Source organism: Staphylococcus sp. GDX8P114P-2, from assembly GCF_017892945.1.
Lineage (GTDB): Bacteria > Bacillota > Bacilli > Staphylococcales > Staphylococcaceae > Staphylococcus > Staphylococcus arlettae.
This window is the reverse complement of the sequence record NZ_JAESMB010000018.1, coordinates 1-16,400: the sequence shown is the minus strand read 5'-3', so window position 1 is coordinate 16,400 and position 16,400 is coordinate 1. Positions and strand designations below refer to the sequence as shown.

The 16,400-nt window shown below is 33.5% G+C and carries 13 protein-coding genes, 19 tRNA genes and 1 pseudogene; 1 reads left to right on the top strand and 32 read right to left on the bottom strand.

Annotation, left to right across the window (positions count from 1 at the left end; translation table 11 throughout):
- The first annotated feature begins 44 nt into the window (after positions 1-44).
- Complete coding sequence (locus tag KA845_RS10595) at positions 45-878, top strand: RluA family pseudouridine synthase (RefSeq protein ID WP_210128056.1); 834 nt, start codon at positions 45-47, stop codon at positions 876-878.
- 92 nt (positions 879-970) lie between these two features.
- Here KA845_RS10595 and fumC read toward each other — a convergent pair whose 3' ends face one another.
- From fumC to KA845_RS10440, 32 genes and pseudogenes are all read right to left on the bottom strand, one after another.
- Positions 971-2,356 (bottom strand): class II fumarate hydratase, encoded by a 1,386-nt coding sequence (gene fumC, locus KA845_RS10590; RefSeq protein WP_135024694.1) that lies wholly within the window; start codon positions 2,354-2,356, stop codon positions 971-973.
- Between the two features lie 223 nt (positions 2,357-2,579).
- Positions 2,580-2,999, bottom strand: coding sequence for a hypothetical protein (locus KA845_RS10585; RefSeq protein ID WP_107374056.1), 420 nt, complete (start codon positions 2,997-2,999; stop codon positions 2,580-2,582).
- 162 nt (positions 3,000-3,161) lie between these two features.
- Positions 3,162-3,338, bottom strand: a complete 177-nt coding sequence (locus KA845_RS10580; protein ID WP_002509219.1) for an SAS053 family DNA gyrase inhibitor — start codon at positions 3,336-3,338, stop codon at positions 3,162-3,164.
- A gap of 26 nt (positions 3,339-3,364) precedes the next feature.
- The gene (locus KA845_RS10575) at positions 3,365-3,964 is read right to left on the bottom strand and encodes a sugar phosphate isomerase family (protein ID WP_002509220.1); all 600 of its coding nucleotides are present in this window, start codon (positions 3,962-3,964) and stop codon (positions 3,365-3,367) included.
- Between the two features lie 179 nt (positions 3,965-4,143).
- Positions 4,144-4,614, bottom strand: a complete 471-nt coding sequence (trmL, locus tag KA845_RS10570; RefSeq protein ID WP_002509221.1) for a tRNA (uridine(34)/cytosine(34)/5-carboxymethylaminomethyluridine(34)-2'-O)-methyltransferase TrmL — start codon at positions 4,612-4,614, stop codon at positions 4,144-4,146.
- A 1-nt stretch (position 4,615) separates the two neighbouring features.
- Positions 4,616-5,746 carry a tRNA epoxyqueuosine(34) reductase QueG gene (gene queG, locus KA845_RS10565; protein WP_210128054.1) on the bottom strand — a complete coding sequence of 377 codons (1,131 nt, stop codon included), beginning with the start codon at positions 5,744-5,746 and terminating at the stop codon, positions 4,616-4,618.
- Positions 5,747-5,889: 143 nt separating this feature from the next.
- The gene (locus KA845_RS10560; RefSeq protein ID WP_002509223.1) at positions 5,890-6,612 is read right to left on the bottom strand and encodes an amino acid ABC transporter ATP-binding protein; all 723 of its coding nucleotides are present in this window, start codon (positions 6,610-6,612) and stop codon (positions 5,890-5,892) included.
- The gene (locus tag KA845_RS10555; RefSeq protein ID WP_371861096.1) at positions 6,605-8,029 is read right to left on the bottom strand and encodes an ABC transporter substrate-binding protein/permease; all 1,425 of its coding nucleotides are present in this window, start codon (positions 8,027-8,029) and stop codon (positions 6,605-6,607) included. The genes KA845_RS10560 and KA845_RS10555 overlap by 8 nt, the downstream gene beginning before the upstream one ends.
- 241 nt (positions 8,030-8,270) lie before the next feature.
- Positions 8,271-9,329, bottom strand: coding sequence for a PTS sugar transporter subunit IIC (locus tag KA845_RS10550; protein ID WP_103388778.1), 1,059 nt, complete (start codon positions 9,327-9,329; stop codon positions 8,271-8,273).
- Between the two features lie 312 nt (positions 9,330-9,641).
- The gene (locus KA845_RS10545; protein WP_210128052.1) at positions 9,642-10,259 is read right to left on the bottom strand and encodes a hypothetical protein; all 618 of its coding nucleotides are present in this window, start codon (positions 10,257-10,259) and stop codon (positions 9,642-9,644) included.
- Between the two features lie 228 nt (positions 10,260-10,487).
- Positions 10,488-13,139 (bottom strand): YSIRK-type signal peptide-containing protein, encoded by a 2,652-nt coding sequence (locus KA845_RS10540; protein ID WP_210128050.1) that lies wholly within the window; start codon positions 13,137-13,139, stop codon positions 10,488-10,490.
- A 516-nt stretch (positions 13,140-13,655) separates the two neighbouring features.
- Positions 13,656-14,009 (bottom strand): DUF1722 domain-containing protein, encoded by a 354-nt coding sequence (locus KA845_RS10535; protein ID WP_210147007.1) that lies wholly within the window; start codon positions 14,007-14,009, stop codon positions 13,656-13,658.
- Positions 14,010-14,063: 54 nt separating this feature from the next.
- Positions 14,064-14,254: pseudogene (locus KA845_RS13040) on the bottom strand (hypothetical protein).
- A 360-nt stretch (positions 14,255-14,614) separates the two neighbouring features.
- Positions 14,615-14,698, bottom strand: a tRNA-Leu gene (locus KA845_RS10530).
- 42 nt (positions 14,699-14,740) lie between these two features.
- A tRNA-Gly gene (locus KA845_RS10525) sits at positions 14,741-14,815 on the bottom strand.
- Positions 14,816-14,833: 18 nt separating this feature from the next.
- A tRNA-Gly gene (locus tag KA845_RS10520) sits at positions 14,834-14,908 on the bottom strand.
- Between the two features lie 18 nt (positions 14,909-14,926).
- Positions 14,927-15,001 (bottom strand) — tRNA-Gly (locus KA845_RS10515).
- A 7-nt stretch (positions 15,002-15,008) separates the two neighbouring features.
- Positions 15,009-15,082: transfer RNA gene (locus KA845_RS10510), tRNA-Cys, on the bottom strand.
- A 7-nt stretch (positions 15,083-15,089) separates the two neighbouring features.
- A tRNA-Gln gene (locus KA845_RS10505) sits at positions 15,090-15,161 on the bottom strand.
- Between the two features lie 11 nt (positions 15,162-15,172).
- A tRNA-His gene (locus KA845_RS10500) sits at positions 15,173-15,245 on the bottom strand.
- Positions 15,246-15,247: 2 nt separating this feature from the next.
- A tRNA-Trp gene (locus KA845_RS10495) sits at positions 15,248-15,321 on the bottom strand.
- Positions 15,322-15,341: 20 nt separating this feature from the next.
- A tRNA-Tyr gene (locus KA845_RS10490) sits at positions 15,342-15,425 on the bottom strand.
- 9 nt (positions 15,426-15,434) lie between these two features.
- Positions 15,435-15,507: transfer RNA gene (locus tag KA845_RS10485), tRNA-Thr, on the bottom strand.
- An 11-nt stretch (positions 15,508-15,518) separates the two neighbouring features.
- Positions 15,519-15,591: transfer RNA gene (locus tag KA845_RS10480), tRNA-Phe, on the bottom strand.
- Positions 15,592-15,595: 4 nt separating this feature from the next.
- Positions 15,596-15,671: transfer RNA gene (locus tag KA845_RS10475), tRNA-Asp, on the bottom strand.
- A 9-nt stretch (positions 15,672-15,680) separates the two neighbouring features.
- Positions 15,681-15,754, bottom strand: a tRNA-Met gene (locus KA845_RS10470).
- Between the two features lie 13 nt (positions 15,755-15,767).
- Positions 15,768-15,860: transfer RNA gene (locus KA845_RS10465), tRNA-Ser, on the bottom strand.
- Between the two features lie 47 nt (positions 15,861-15,907).
- Positions 15,908-16,000: transfer RNA gene (locus KA845_RS10460), tRNA-Ser, on the bottom strand.
- Positions 16,001-16,009: 9 nt separating this feature from the next.
- Positions 16,010-16,083: transfer RNA gene (locus KA845_RS10455), tRNA-Ile, on the bottom strand.
- Between the two features lie 25 nt (positions 16,084-16,108).
- A tRNA-Met gene (locus tag KA845_RS10450) sits at positions 16,109-16,182 on the bottom strand.
- A 17-nt stretch (positions 16,183-16,199) separates the two neighbouring features.
- Positions 16,200-16,275: transfer RNA gene (locus tag KA845_RS10445), tRNA-Ala, on the bottom strand.
- A 19-nt stretch (positions 16,276-16,294) separates the two neighbouring features.
- Positions 16,295-16,368: transfer RNA gene (locus KA845_RS10440), tRNA-Pro, on the bottom strand.
- Positions 16,369-16,400 lie beyond the last annotated feature (32 nt).

Sequence of the window (16,400 nt, the reverse complement as noted above, 5' to 3'; positions counted from 1 at the left end):
TAAGTGATATGGTATGATAGTTAGGAATGATTGAGGAGGATACCATGAAATTTAAAATCCCAGAAAAGTTTGATCAATATACTATTAGAGAAATTTTTCAACACTTAAACTTACCAAAAAAAGATTTACACACTTTAAATATGTCCAATGAAATTACTGTCAATGATCAGCCTGCTAAGTTAATTAATCAAGTAAATGCAGGTGATGACGTTTACCTACCAAACCCAGCAGAAGAAAGTAATTATTTACCTAGTTATCGATATGTTCAAATTTACTATGAAGATGATGATTTGGCTATTGTAATGAAGCCTAAAGGTGTTAAAACACATCCAAATGATTTAAAAGAAAGTAATACTTTAATGAATCACGTCATATATACTCTAAATAATGACTATGTTGAACCGATTCATCGTCTCGATCAAGAAACTGTAGGATTACTTATTGTTGCTAAAAATCCTTTAATGAAAAAGATTTTAGACCGCATGTTAGAAGATAATCAAATTGACCGCATTTATCGAGCTGAAGTAAAGAGTTTATTACCTATTAAGCCACAAACAATAGACATGCCTATAGGTAAAGATAAATTCCATCCAAATAGACGCCGAATCTCTCAAACAGGTCAACGTGCGATAACACACATTTTAAGTTCGCAAATGGTTGATGAAAATAGATGCCAAATTGAACTAAAATTAGACACAGGACGTACACATCAAATTCGTGTACATTTAGCTGAAATTGGCCATCCTGTTATCGGTGATCCATTGTATGGTAATTCTACTTTGCGCCAACTAAAATTACAAAGTTATAAAATTGAATTTACCCATCCGCTGACACAAAACCAAATAAGCGTATCATTAGATGATGATGTGAAACAGTAATTTCCTGAAAGTTGTCACTGTATTACATGTCAAAAAGAGGCTAGTGCATTTATACAATGTACCAGCCTCTTTATATGTTATTTATTGTTCTTTTATTTAGGCTCTACCATGTCTTCAGGTTTGATCCATTCATCAAATTGTTCTGCAGTTAAATATCCGGATTGAATTGCAGAATCTTTTAAAGTCAGTCCTTCTTTATGTGCTTTTTTAGCAATGTGTGCTGCTTTTTCATAACCAATATGTGGGTTTAATGCTGTAACTAACATTAATGATTGATTTAAATAATTATCAATATTTTCCTGAATTGGCTCAATACCTACAGCACAATTATCATTAAATGTTTGCATTCCATCTGCAAGTAAATAAATAGATTGTAATGTGTTATGCAAAATTACTGGTTTGTAGACATTTAATTCAAAATTACCTTGTGAACTTGCAAAGCCAACAGCTGCATCGTTACCCATTACTTGTGTAGCAACCATTGTTAACATTTCACATTGTGTTGGATTTACTTTTCCTGGCATAATTGAAGATCCTGGTTCATTTTCAGGAATAGCAATTTCTGCCAACCCAGCACGAGGGCCCGATGCTAACCAACGAACATCATTTGCAATTTTAGTTAAATCTCCAGCAAGAGCTTTCAATGTACCATGCAATTGTACAACTTCATCGTGCGCAGTTAACGCATGGAACTTATTGTCAGAAGATACAAATGCATAACCAGTATTTTCTGCGATAAATTTCGCCACTTTATCTCCAAACTCTGGATGAGCATTAATACCAGTACCGACTGCCGTACCACCAATAGCTAAGTTTAAGATGTGAGCTTTCGATTCAGCTAACAGTGTTTCACACTTATCTAACATATATCTCCAACCACTAATTTCTTGGCCTAAACGAATTGGTGTTGCGTCTTGTAAGTGTGTACGTCCTATTTTGATAATATCATAAAATTGCTCTTCTTTTTCTTTAAACGTATCTCTTAAATGTTGTAGTGCTGGTTCTAATTTAGTTTCAATTTCACTATATAGAGCTACATGCATAGCCGTTGGGAATGTATCATTAGAACTTTGTGATTTATTTACATCATCGTTCGGATGAATTTGTTCATTCGAATTATTGTCTTGTAAATATTGATTGGCTACGAAGCTTACAACTTCATTGACGTTCATATTACTTTGTGTACCGCTACCAGTTTGCCATACAACAAGTGGAAAATGTTCGTCTAATTCTTTGTTTAAAATACGATCACATGCATATACAATCGCATTTTTTTTATCATCTGATAGTTTACCTAATTCATGATTGGCTAATGCTGCAGCACGTTTCAATTGAGCAAACCCATATACTACTTCAATTGGCATACGCTCTTTACCGACTGGAAAATTACGTTTACTTCTTTCTGTCTGCGCACCCCAATATTTATCTGCTGGTACTTCAATTTCACCAAATGTATCGTGTTCAATTCTTACTGACATATGTATACTCCCCTTCGATATTCTTAGTTCGTTTTTAGTATAGCATTAAACAATTTATCGGGGCAATTGTATATTGTAGCGTTTTCAAAAAACTACTATTTCATTTTAAAAAAAGAGTGAAACACCTCACCTTTTTTAATATAAAGGTGGCTATTTCACTCAATATGCTTCAATTATTGCAAATTAGAAACACCATCTATAGCATTTTAACAGATAAAAACAATTAAGCTTGTTCTTTATTTAATACTTCTTGTGCATAGTGTGCTTTGGCTGCTTGGATAATGGCCATAGCAGTCAATATAAGCAGTATTGCGCCTATAATCATAGTGATAGGACTAATCGTTATTAAAGTGGCTAAAAATCCTCCTAAACTGTTATAAAAATCATTTAATGGCTTCAACAATAGTATTGAAATCACTATACAACAAATAACACTCACAATAATGCCTGTTTGGTTACTTTTGATAAATGTTTTAGGATTTACTTGATCCACCAATCCTTTAGATAAATTCATTTGCATTTTAATTATTTTAAATAAAATTGGTAAATAAACTGCGCCAATTGCCATAGGAAATCCCTTTATTGAAATCAAATTTATGATAAATGCACTAATCATAATCTTTTTCCAGTTTTTACTTAGCATTGTCTTAAATTCTCCTTAATACTTAGAATGCTCTAATCATAACATATTCAAGTAACCGATAGCGTTTCAAAATAGATAAATATATTCTAAAAAAGGACAAAACAGTAATCAAAAAGTCTATGTTTTGATTACTAATTTTGTCCATTAAAGTTCTTGTTATTGCTACTCATCTAAATCTGAACGTGTTTCAGCATCATGAGATTTATTTAATTTTTCTTCATCATTTTCTTCAGAAATCTGTTCCATCTCTTTACCTAAATCAACTACATCATCAAAACTATCTACCATCTCATTTTCAATTTCTTCATCTTGATGATTATTATGTTTTTCATTAGACACAACAATTCCCTCACTTTATAAATGATTTAAGCAAATCTAGCAGTAAAATATTGGCGTACATCTTCAGGTAAGCCTTCTGCAGCCGCTTCATCTAAAATGACATTAACCATTCTATGTGCTTTTAAGTCAGCAGGCTCGAAGTTTGTTTTACCATTTTCTTCATATAATTTTTTAACTGCATCTTTTTTATCAGTACCTGTAATTACCAACAATACTTCACGAGAGCTCAATAACCCTTGTCTTAAAGCAACATCTAAATTACCTGAAGCATCTAATGATACTACTTGTACAATAAGTTTTCCTTTGTTTTCTTTTGTTTTAATTTTATCTTTAATAAATGACTCTGTATCTTCACTAAATGACACATTATAAATTTGACCATTAGGTACACCTAATGCTTCATAATAAGATTTATTGTCATCATAATCTAAAATATTAATTTGACTAAAATCAACTGCGTGTGAATCCACATTCTTTTTTAATTCGTCCAATACTGGTGCATTTTCTTTAGCTAGATGTAGTCCAGCGATAGTTGTTGGATTATTATTAAATTGTTTACGTAAAATATCAGCGACATATTCTGCCACAACGTGTTCGTTTTCTAATACTTTAAAGTTCATTGCCATTGTTATTACACTCCTCGTATTCTATTAGTACAGACATTAATATTCTTTTATAATTACCCTTGTGTTGAGAAGATTAAACGCATAATCCTTGAAGTTAATCTTCAGTATACATGCAATTTAATACTTATTACTTACATTATACAAATCTTGACAAGATTTTTCACTGATATTCAAATAAATTAAGTTAAATCAGGATAATTTTGTTGTCTTAACGCTTCATAAATTAAAATAGATGCTGTGTTAGACAAATTTAATGATCTTATATTATTATTCATCGGCATTCTTAATGCAGTATCTTTATATTTTTCTTTGACCCAGTCAGGTAACCCTGTCGTTTCTCTGCCAAAAACAAAATAATGGTCTTCTTCAGTATTTGAAAAATCAAATGTTGAATAAGTTTGTTGTCCAAATTTAGTCAGTAAATAATAATGACCCTCTGTAGACTCAAAAAACGCTTCGATACTTTCATGATACGTTATATTTACGCTATCCCAGTAATCTAAACCAGCGCGTTTTAACATCTTATCATCCGTACTAAAGCCTAATGGTTTAATTAGATGTAAGTTGGTATATGTTCCTGCACAAGTACGTGCAATACTACCAGTGTTTCCTGGGATTTCTGGTTGAAATAATACAATATGGTTTGTCATCTTAATGTTCTCTCCTCTGTTCCAATCCTTTTAACATTTCTTGTTGAACTTCTTCTATTTCAGTATCGTAATAAGCATCAATAAATGGACGCGCTTCTTCGCCAAGTATTTGACCAATAGCCCAATATGCTGTAGCTCTAATCATTGGTCTAGGATCAGTTAAAGCCACATCTTTAAGATCAGGAATGGCTGCTTCTTCCTTAAAATGAGCTAAGGCTAAAATTGCGTTACGTTGAATAGGTTTCTTGCCACGCCATGCACCTGCTAAATGTCCATAAGTATTTTTAAACTTCTTATTAGACATTTTTAATAATGGCACTAATCTAGGTTTTAATATTTCCGGTTCTAAGACAATATCATCATGTTGTGTATTAATGCCTCTGTTTTTCGGACAAACTTGCTGACACGTATCACAGCCATATAAACGATTACCTATTTTATAACGATATTCGTCTGCCATATAGCCTTTCGTTTGAGTTAAGAAACTTATACATTTTTGACTATTTAATTGTCCATCTCCTACAAGCGCACCTGTAGGGCAACGATCAACACATATTGTACAATCTCCACAGCTATCTAACAGCGGGTCATCTGGTGCAAATGGCACACTAACAAGCATTTCTCCTAAATAGGTCCAAGTGCCTAAGTCAGGATTAATGACGAAACCATTTCTACCAGTAAAGCCTAAACCTGCTCTTTCAGCTACAGCTCTATCTGATAATACGCCTGTATCAACCATAGATTTAACTTCAATATCTGCAACTTTCGAACGCAAAAATTGTTCTAATTTATCTAGTCTCTTACGCATAATCGTGTGATAATCTTGCCCCCAAGATGCACGGGCAAATAGTCCTCGACGGTCACCTCTTACACTTTTCGGTGCACCTTTCAACTTATTAGGATAGCCTACTGCTATTGCAATAATTGAACGTGCTGTTGGCAAAGATAGTTTGGGTTCTGTTCTTAAATTAATATCAGGTTCTTCAAATCCTGAAGCATATCCCTTACTATGATAATCTTCAAGCTTTTGTTTTAATTCATCAAATGGATCTGCAGTCGTAAAACCGATATGATCTATACCAATGGAATGTGCATAATCGATAACTTCTTGTTTCAATTGATTTATATCCATTTTTTCACCCCACTTTTAAGCATACAAGTCATAGTTTAACATAAAATACTAACGCTACGTATGTTGAATTATTGTTGTTAACTAAAAAAATTAAGCGACCAACGCATTTCATCTATCATACGTGATCACTTAATTTAATTATGCTATAACACTCTGGCTAAAAAGCTTTTCGTTCTGTCATGCTGTGGTGTTTCAAATATATCTTGCGGTGAACCTGACTCAACAACATAGCCGTCTGCCATAAATACCACTTTATTGCTGACGTCTTTAGCAAAATTCATCTCATGCGTAACGACTACCATTGTCATACCTTCTTTGGCTAAATTTTGCATAACTTCTAATACGTCACCAACAACTTCTGGATCTAATGCAGATGTTGGTTCATCAAATAACAATACTTCTGGATTCATTGCTAATGCTCTGGCTATAGCAACTCTTTGCTTTTGTCCTCCAGATAGTTGTGATGGATAGGCGTCAGCTTTATCAGCTAAACCTACTTTGTCTAATAAAGTCATTGCAGTTTGTTGCAAATCACTGTTATTTCCTTTTTTTAATAGTGTCGGAGCTAATAATATGTTATCTATTACCTTTTTATGTGGAAATAAATTAAAATTTTGAAAAACCATACCCATATTTTGTCTCAATTGTTCAAGTTTGGTATCTTTTGCAGTTAAACTATTGCCATTAAATATCACTTCACCACTCGTTGGTGTTTCTAATAAATTCATGCATCGTAAAAAAGTACTTTTCCCGCTTCCTGAAGGTCCGATGATAGCAACAACTTCTCCGCGTTCAATCGATAAGTCAATACCCTTTAATACTTCATTTTGTCCAAAGGACTTAGTTAAATTTTTAATATCAATCACTGACTTTCAATCTCCCTTCAAAGAAATACATAATACGTGACAATGTAAATGTAAGAATAAAGTATAGTACTGCTGCTACTAATAGTGGCGTAAACGGATCAAAAGAAGCACCTTGTACTACTTGAGCATTAAACATAATTTCACTGACACCAATTACAGAGACAATAGATGATTCTTTGATCACTGTAACAAATTCGTTACCTAAAGCCGGTAATATATTTTTAATGGCTTGCGGTAATATGACACTTTTCATTGTTTGACCATAAGACAAACCTAAACTTCTAGCTGCCTCCATTTGCCCTTTATCAACTGCATTAATACCTGCTCTAATAATTTCCGCAATATAAGCTGAACAATTAATAACAAGTGCTATCATACCGCAAATTAATGCGGAAAGATTCCAACCTAAGACTGCTGTTGAACCAAAATAAACTAAAAAGACTTGTACTAAAAGCGGTGTACCTCTTAAAAATTCAATATAAGCCGATGCTAACCATCTCAACGGTTTAACTTTACTTAATTTAAATAATGCTAACACTGAACCTAAAATCGCACCTAAAACTACTCCTACAATAGAAATTAAGATCGTGTTTTGTATTCCTTTTAAGAAAAAGTTACCATATTTTGTAAAGAAATTACCGTCATCTTTTTTCATTGCTTCTGCTGCATTGTCTTTATAATCCGCAATTAAATTATTATCTTTCACATCTTTAATCGTCGCATTTAAATGTTTCATTAGTTCCGGTGAATTTTTGGGCACTGCAATTGCTGTATTTTTTTCCCCTTCTTCAAATTTAACTCCTTCAGCAAATTTTAAATCTGGGTTTTGTTTTAAATATGCTTCTGCCACTGGTCCTTCGATAACCATGCCACTGACCTTACCACTTTTCAAGGACATTATCACTTCCGGTACTCTCGTTAAAGACTGGATATTAGCATTGTCAATTTCATTTTTTGCTATCGTTTCTTGTTGAGTTTGTTTTTGTACGCCAATTTTTTTATTAGCAAAATCATCTAACTTTTGTAATTTATCGTCTTCTGATTTTTTAATAATCATTTTTTGCGTTACTGTCATATATGGATTGGAAAAATCAACTTCTTTTTCTCGTTCAGGTGTTGGTGTCATACCTGAGATAATAATATCAATTTTCCCTGTTTTTATTGCACCTAATAAACTATCAAATTGCATATTTACAATTTTTAATTTTAAATTATTATCTTTAGCAATCTTTTTCGCTAAATCTATATCTATACCATCATACTTACGTTTACCATCTACGTTGTGTTCAAATTCATATGGTGCATAATCGGCTGATAATCCAACACGTAATTCACCACGTTCTTTTATTTTTTCCCATTGCTCATCTTGTGCTGCATAAGTTGTTGGTTGAACATACATAAGCAATGAGCTAAACATTATGATTACTACTAATATTAATTTCCCAGATTGTGCCATTCATCAGTGCCCCTTTCAATATATTTTATTATTATACACAATTACGCAATGTTATTCAATATCATTTTAAAGAATTTGCTATTATTAAGGTATGAAATCGAATGATCAACAATATTATTGTATATTATATGTATAAAAATAAAGCAGTATTAATTCACATGCTGTGAATCAATACTGCTCATTTTTACTTTAACCTAAATAATTATTGTTTGGGTATTTCAAATTGATAAATATCATCAGAATAGCCCGCCATTAACCTTTTACATAGTCCATGAACAAAGAATGCTGCAACGAATGGAATAATAAAGTAAGCAAATACTAACAGTATAATATTCATCATTGCATCTCCTTCCATTCTATTAAAGGCATTAATAGGACCTACTAAACCAGTATAACCAAATCCTGCCGACATCGGTGTTCCTTTAATGCCCACAAAATATGTCAATAAACCACCAATAGTACCATTAATAATAAGTGGAATCATGATGATAGGATTACGTAGATAGACTGGAATCATCATTTTGGCTGCGCCAATGATTAAGACTAAATTAACACCTGCTGAATTGATACGTATGGATCCAAATAAAAACGTCACACAAGCAGCAACAATTCCCATATTAGCAGCACCACTGCCTAAACCAGTTAATCCAATTGCTGTAGCAATAGCTACTACGGATATTGGTGTAACCATTAATAATGCATATGTAATACATATTAAAATTGACATCAATAAAGGATTAAAATCAGTAAATGAATTTACGATTTGACCTATTGTTTTTGTAACATTTGTGACATAAGGCAAAGTATATAACCCAAGTCCCCCACCAATTACTGGAATCAACACCGGTAAAATAATCATCTCTAATGAACCTAATTTATTTTGTAACAGCATATATAATGCACACGTAATTATTACTACCACGATAACGTTAATGATGTCACCGACACCACTCATATTGAAACTAGTGCCTGTTACTTTGATTACACCACTCCCAATCATTGCAGAAGTTCCAATCATTGTGGCACCTGCACCACTAAATTTAAATTGGTGTGCAGCTAACACACCTATAATAAATGGCATAAATGATTGGATAACCACGACAATTTCATAAATCGTTTGTAATGTCGGATAACCATCTTTAAAAAGCTTTAACAATTCACCCAATAACGCATTAGGTAGTAAAGCGATAACTACACCAGCACCTACAGCATTTAATATATTCATTAAAAAGATTTTAGGTGTCATACTTCCTTTACTCATATTTATTGTCCTCCAAATCACATTAAAGACTTCTTTATCTTATATACTAGTTAAAACCTTAATGTTGATTATAATTGAAAGTGACAAAAAAAGGGAGTACCTAAATACTTATTGTTTTAAATTTTTACCGTAATTAATAATAAAATATGCAATTATCTATGGTAAAAAAGAGCAAGAAAGTAACTTGTTTTAACAAATCACTTTACTTGCTCTGTATGTGTTATTAATAGTCAACTTTTAACACAGTATATATTAGTTAAGTTTCACTAATTGTTGTTTATTAAGCATTGTTAGTTATAACAACTACTGGAATTATACTTGTACAGGAAATACATTTACTCCCAGTATTTTAAATTCTTCTGAACCTTGACGATTATCTATACGTAACGCTAATGTTTTGGCATTTTCTGGAACTGTAATATTATCTGATACAAAATTACCTTGTGCATCTTTTTGTACACTTATAATCGGTAGTTTTTCATTATTTTCGCCTTTAGTAAATCGATATTCTACTTTTGACTTATCAGCATTGTGTGCTGTAATTACTTGAATCTTGAATTGTTTGCCTGGAGCTAAATCGTTAATTGTATTTAAGTTATAGAAGAAATAACCAGACGGTGCAATTGTTAATGAGCCGTCTTTATCAAACGAATTGTTCGGTGAGCTGTTTTTCGCTTGATAAGATGAAAAATAACTATCTTTGATTGATTTCGCAAAATTTACGATATGTTGCTGACTTGGAGGCACAACGATTAAATTATTTCTACTTGCTTCATTCGTTAATGCTTCGTGTGCAATTAGAGATATATTTTGAATTGCTACATCACTATTACCATTTCTATTGTCTAAACGTAACATGATAGCATTTGTACCTTTTGGAACCAATATATTGTTTAATTGGTATAAGCCATCCTCGACTTTTGGTATCATAAGATTTTTACTTATATATTTATTATCAGCACCTATAAATGCATACTCAAAGCGTGTTTGTTCCGCAACTGACTTAGTTTTAATTTGTAAGTTAAATTTATTACCAGTCGCTAATTTATCTGTCGCTTTGACCTTATAGAAAAAATAACCTTTAGGCTGGATATCTAATGATCCATCCGGATTAAGAGAATTTATTGGATTTGTATTTAAACTTTGTGCGCTTATAAATTAAACATCTTTCAACCCTTTAGCATAGGTACCAATATGCTGTTTATTAGTTGGAATAACAATAACGTTAGATTGATTCACTGATTTATTTATAGCTGTGTTTATTGCTCTGCCTAATTGTGATAATTGAGCTATGACTTCGGTATTACTTCCATTTGTGTTTATAGCATTTAGGCTTTCAGTAAAGTGATTCACATCGCCGCCTTTATCTAATAAAGTACCTTGGTGCTTAGTAATATAATTTTGTAAATCTTCTTTCACTATTTGAACTGCATTATTGTTAAAAGTAGCGTCTAATTGATTGCTTCTAAAATCATATTTACCAAATCCAATATTGGCACCAACATCTGTTATTTTATTTTTAGAATCACTAATCACATAACCCCATGCCATGTCATTCTCATGGTCTAATATGTGACCTTTTTTAAATGTCACAACAAACTTCACACCACCACCAGAATGATATTTATTGTCATCATGATACTGTCGTTCATCGAACCAATAAACACCCTCTTTAGATCTCACTAATTCTCGTTCATAATCTTGGTTAGCCCAACGATATCTAACTTTAACAGAAGCTAATTTAGCATTTAAAGCTTCATTCGTACGTAAGCCCCAATTTTCGAATCTATTAATGCGTTTTTTATATAAAGAAACTAAAGAAGTAACTTGACCTTTATTAATGCCTAACACAATTTGTTGTCTATTCATATCGTCTTTTGTAATATTTGAATCAACGGAATAATTGTTAACTCGATATTTATTTTGACTATCACTACTAAAATCTTTAAAGTAGTTTTCACCGTTTCGACTTTGAATTAGCTCTCTCATATTAGTTAAAATTTTATTAATCTGATTGACTTGGTTACCTAATACTCTAGTATTCACATTATTCGATATTTCATTATATCTAGCTTGATACATTAAATTCCAATCACGCTCTAGGAAAGTGCCAAAGCGAGATACCATACGTAGTAAAAATTGATGCTCTTCACTAGTCAATTTGTCTTTATGCGCGTCAATATATTTAAACACATCTACAAATTTAGTTTGAGCATTAACATCAAGACTGTTAATTGTTGACGTTTTAAGTTCTTTTGCTGCCCTTTCTACACTTGTATTTATTTGCTCTAATGTATGATGTACTTGCGCAAATTCTTTGACTGTAGTGATATTTCCAATTGCATGATTAACCTGTTGTAAATATTTCTGTTTAAGACTATCTTTATTGATAAAATTTTCTGTATTGTCATTAATCTTTCGAATTAATCGATTTTTTTGTAATGTCAGCAGTTTTTCATTAAAGTTTATATCATAATTACGCTCTGCAAAATCAAACTTTTTAAAACTTAACGTAGAACCAACTATTGTTGCTTTCTGATTTGAATCGGCAATAATATAACCCCAAAGCTTATCATTTATTTTATCTATAAATAGTCCTTGTCTCAGTTTTAGTGCAAAATCCATTCCCCCACCAGCACGATGGTATTTTACAGGCAAATCGACATCCCCTCTAACCCAATAAAAGCCATTACTATCTTTATTAATTACTTTTTCGATAGATTTATTATTCCAATTATAATTTACTTTGACTTCTTCAATTTTATTAGCTAAGTTTTCATTTAATCTTAATCCCCAAGATTCAAAACGTGCAACACTATTCGGTTGTGAAATTGCAATAATATCTTTTGATAAACGAATATCAATTGTTGGATTTTGAGCATTAATATTTTGTTTTAAATTGTATTTGTGCTTTTTAATATATCTTTTATGATCTTTGGATAATTCTGTATGAAATTCGTTATTATTTCTCTGTTCAATTAGATCATACATTGCTGTCAGTACTTTTTCATTTTTTTCTTTACCTGCTTTACCTATTTTACGTTCAAAAACATTTCTGGAAATATCTTTATAATTACGGTTATAGATCAATGACCAGTCGTTAGGTAAAAAAGACGTATTACGTGATGCCATTCTTAAAAAGAATTTACGTTCTTCCTCATTCAGATGTTGCTTATTTTTTTCTATTATTTTTAAGACATCAACATCATAAGTTGATTTATTAATTACTTGTCTTTTAACTTTCTTTGCATCTAATGATTGATATTCAGGTGTTGAATGATTTGCTACAACTTGTGGCGCACTGTGCTGAACATTATTATTTTGTTGAGGGATGTCTCGAGGTATTTCTTGAAAATTTGCTTTTCTAACTTGTGATAATTGATTAGAGACTTGGTTTTGTGCTTCTCCTTGCTTAGTAGTATTATCGGCTTTATTGGGTGTCTCTTGTACACTTTGCTGTTGTTGGTTCCTGTTTTCTGTTACTGAATTTGTCCCTTCTGTAATATTGTGTATAGCGTTATTTGGTTCTGCCAAATTATCTTGCGTACCAACTGTAGCAGAGTTTGAAGATCTTTGTACATTTGGTTTTAGTTCACCAGTCTCAGACACTACATCTACCTCTGTTACGTTGTTTGCCTGCAATGAACTTTGATTTGAGTCTTCATTATTTTGAACTTCACTCGCTTGTGCAGTCATGTAATGGCCGAAAAATATAATACTACCAACCATAATAGAGGCAAGACCTACACTAAATTTTCTAATAGCGTATTTGTTGTGTTTTCTTGCAGTATGTTCTTTATACGTTTTCACAATGTTAAATCTCCTTCTACGAGTAATATAAAATGTAAGCATATAAAATTAATATTCAACAATTTCATACCGTTACATTCAAATATTATTATACAAAGGCTAAATTCTTTAGGACAGTCGATAACTCAGTATAGTAAAATGTAAAAGTAAATAAGTAAAATATAAACATAAAAATTAATATTATCTGTAAACTTATATGTTAATTAGATATAACCAAAAGCTTTATAATTAAAATATAAATATGTAAGTATAAATCATTCATACAAGGATCAATATATTTAATGATGTTGGCGGACAAAAAAAGAAACCCCGATAAATCGAGGTTTCTGAATTAGGTTTGACCTATTAACTTATCATTATACCGGTGGTCAGGATAATTTACATTTAAAAACGTTTCTATCACTATACTTTAAACTGCTATGTGACCACTGAGTGACCAAACTTTTAATATGACGTGTAATAAATCCCGATGGGGTATTTACACACATTATAATATAAGAAACACAACGCACTTATTCATTTAGGTGCGTTATTTATAATAGTAGATTGTTTTAAATAAGTTACTTCATATAAATCAGCTAATCTCTTGATAAAATCAATTAATTCTTTTTCTCTTATTATTTGATTTTCGAAATCTATCTTTAATTTTATAAATAACTGTTTTTCTTGTTCAGTACTTATCTTTTTAAAATAACCCCACATATGACAATAAGCATTTATTATTGAACCTTTAGATGGCTGCTTATTTAGGGCGTATTGGATTTTTTGTTGTACTAATTCAATTTGAGCATCATTATTCATCAAATACCTAATATCATTATAAGTTTTTTGATCATGCCATAAAACCTCGTATTTATATCTACTCCACAGTTTTTCTTTTTGAAATTGTTTACTAATTTTAAATACCTACTTTCAATATTTACTTTAATAAAAATGAACTATTTTATTGGCTTTAATAATATCTTTAGTAAAGAAAATTGTTTACCTTGACCAGTGTATTCGGGATTAAGTATCAAATTCACTTTAGTGTTATATGACTATTCGTGATGTATTCCTGAATTTAAAATATCCTGGCATTCTTGAAAATCTTTATTCCAGTCTAAATTGGATTCGATTTATTATCACCTCATGAATATAATAGAATACTTGTTCGTGTATGTAAATAAAAAATAGGGCAAGCACCTGGTACGTGCCTACCCTTGTATATGATATGATTAATTTACTTGTAACATAACTTTACCAATTCCACTTTAATTTACCTTGATTCTCTCTTTGTTGTCAGTAATCTTACATACTGCACTGTAATATGATTTAACTTTAGTAGATTTTGATACATTATTACTTCCTACTTTACCTTTCAATGACGGTGAGGTTCTAACTTTAATAGCAGTGATACTTAATGGGAGTTATAAAAAAAGAAACCCCGAAGATACGGGATTTCTATACAAGGTTAATACTTTATGATGTTATTATTATACCGGTGGTCGGGATCGAACCGACACTCCTCTAAAGGAACGGGATTTTGAGTCCCGCGCGTCTGCCAATTCCGCCACACCGGCTCAATGTTATAAATAAAAAACTTCCTACCTGGAAGTAATAATTGGAGCGGAAGATAGGATTTGCACCTATACCTTGTTCCGGGAAGGAACCTGTTCTAAGAGTTGAACTACTCCCGCATAATATAATATTTGAAATGGAGCGGAAGATAGGATTTACACCTATACCTTGTTCCGGGAAGGAACCTGTTCTAAGAGTTGAACTACTCCCGCATAATATATTATTTGAAATGGAGCGGAAGATAGGACTTGCACCTATACCTTGTTCCGGGAAGGAACCTGTTCTAAGAATTGAACTACTCCCGCATATACATGGAGGCGGCAACCGGATTTGAACCGGTGATAAAGGTTTTGCAGACCTCTGCCTTACCACTTGGCTATGCCGCCAATCTAACTGGGCTAGCTGGATTCGAACCAGCGCGTGACGGAGTCAAAGTCCGTTGCCTTACCGCTTGGCTATAGCCCATTAATATTAAGGGCGGCTGATGGGAATCGAACCCACGAATGTCGGAACCACAATCCGATGCGTTAACCACTTCGCCACAGCCGCCATGGCAGGGGTAGTAGGAATCGAACCCACATCAAAGGTTTTGGAGACCTCTATTCTACCGTTGAACTATACCCCTATACTATTAAATAAAAACAATGGTGGAGGGGGGCAGATTCGAACTGCCGAACCCGAAGGAGCGGATTTACAGTCCGCCGCGTTTAGCCACTTCGCTACCCCTCCATCATGTGATGCCGGCCAGAGGACTTGAACCCCCAACCTACTGATTACAAGTCAGTTGCTCTACCAGTTGAGCTAGGCCGGCTTGCATAAAAATGGTTCAGGACAGAATCGAACTGCCGACACATGGAGCTTCAATCCATTGCTCTACCAACTGAGCTACTGAACCATAATGGCGGTCTCGACGGGAATCGAACCCGCGATCTCCTGCGTGACAGGCAGGCGTGTTAACCGCTACACTACGAGACCATTATGTAATTGCGGGAGGCGGATTTGAACCACCGACCTTCGGGTTATGAGCCCGACGAGCTACCGAACTGCTCCATCCCGCGGTAATAATATTAATGGCGGAGGAAGAGGGATTCGAACCCCCGCGGGCCGTTAAGCCCCTGTCGGTTTTCAAGACCGATCCCTTCAGCCGGACTTGGGTATTCCTCCACATTAAAAATTAAAGTACATTATTATTGAATCATATTTTGAAAAAATGGCGGAGGAAGAGGGATTCGAACCCCCGCGAGCCGTTAAGCCCCTGTCGGTTTTCAAGACCGATCCCTTCAGCCGGACTTGGGTATTCCTCCTTAATTATATGGACCTTGCAGGATTCGAACCTGCGACCGAACGGTTATGAGCCGTTAGCTCTGACCAACTGAGCTAAAGGTCCTAAATATAATTCAAAATAATAATAGTGGCGGTGGAGGGGATCGAACCCCCGACCTCACGGGTATGAACCGTACGCTCTAGCCAGCTGAGCTACACCGCCTTATTTATTTGTTTATATGGTGGAGACTAGCGGGATCGAACCGCTGACCTCCTGCGTGCAAAGCAGGCGCTCTCCCATCTGAGCTAAGCCCCCATATAGTATTAGTAAGTTATCGGGAAGACAGGATTCGAACCTGCGACCCCTTGGTCCCAAACCAAGTGCTCTACCAAGCTGAGCTACTTCCCGTATAAATGTTAAGCGCGCCCGATAGGAGTCGA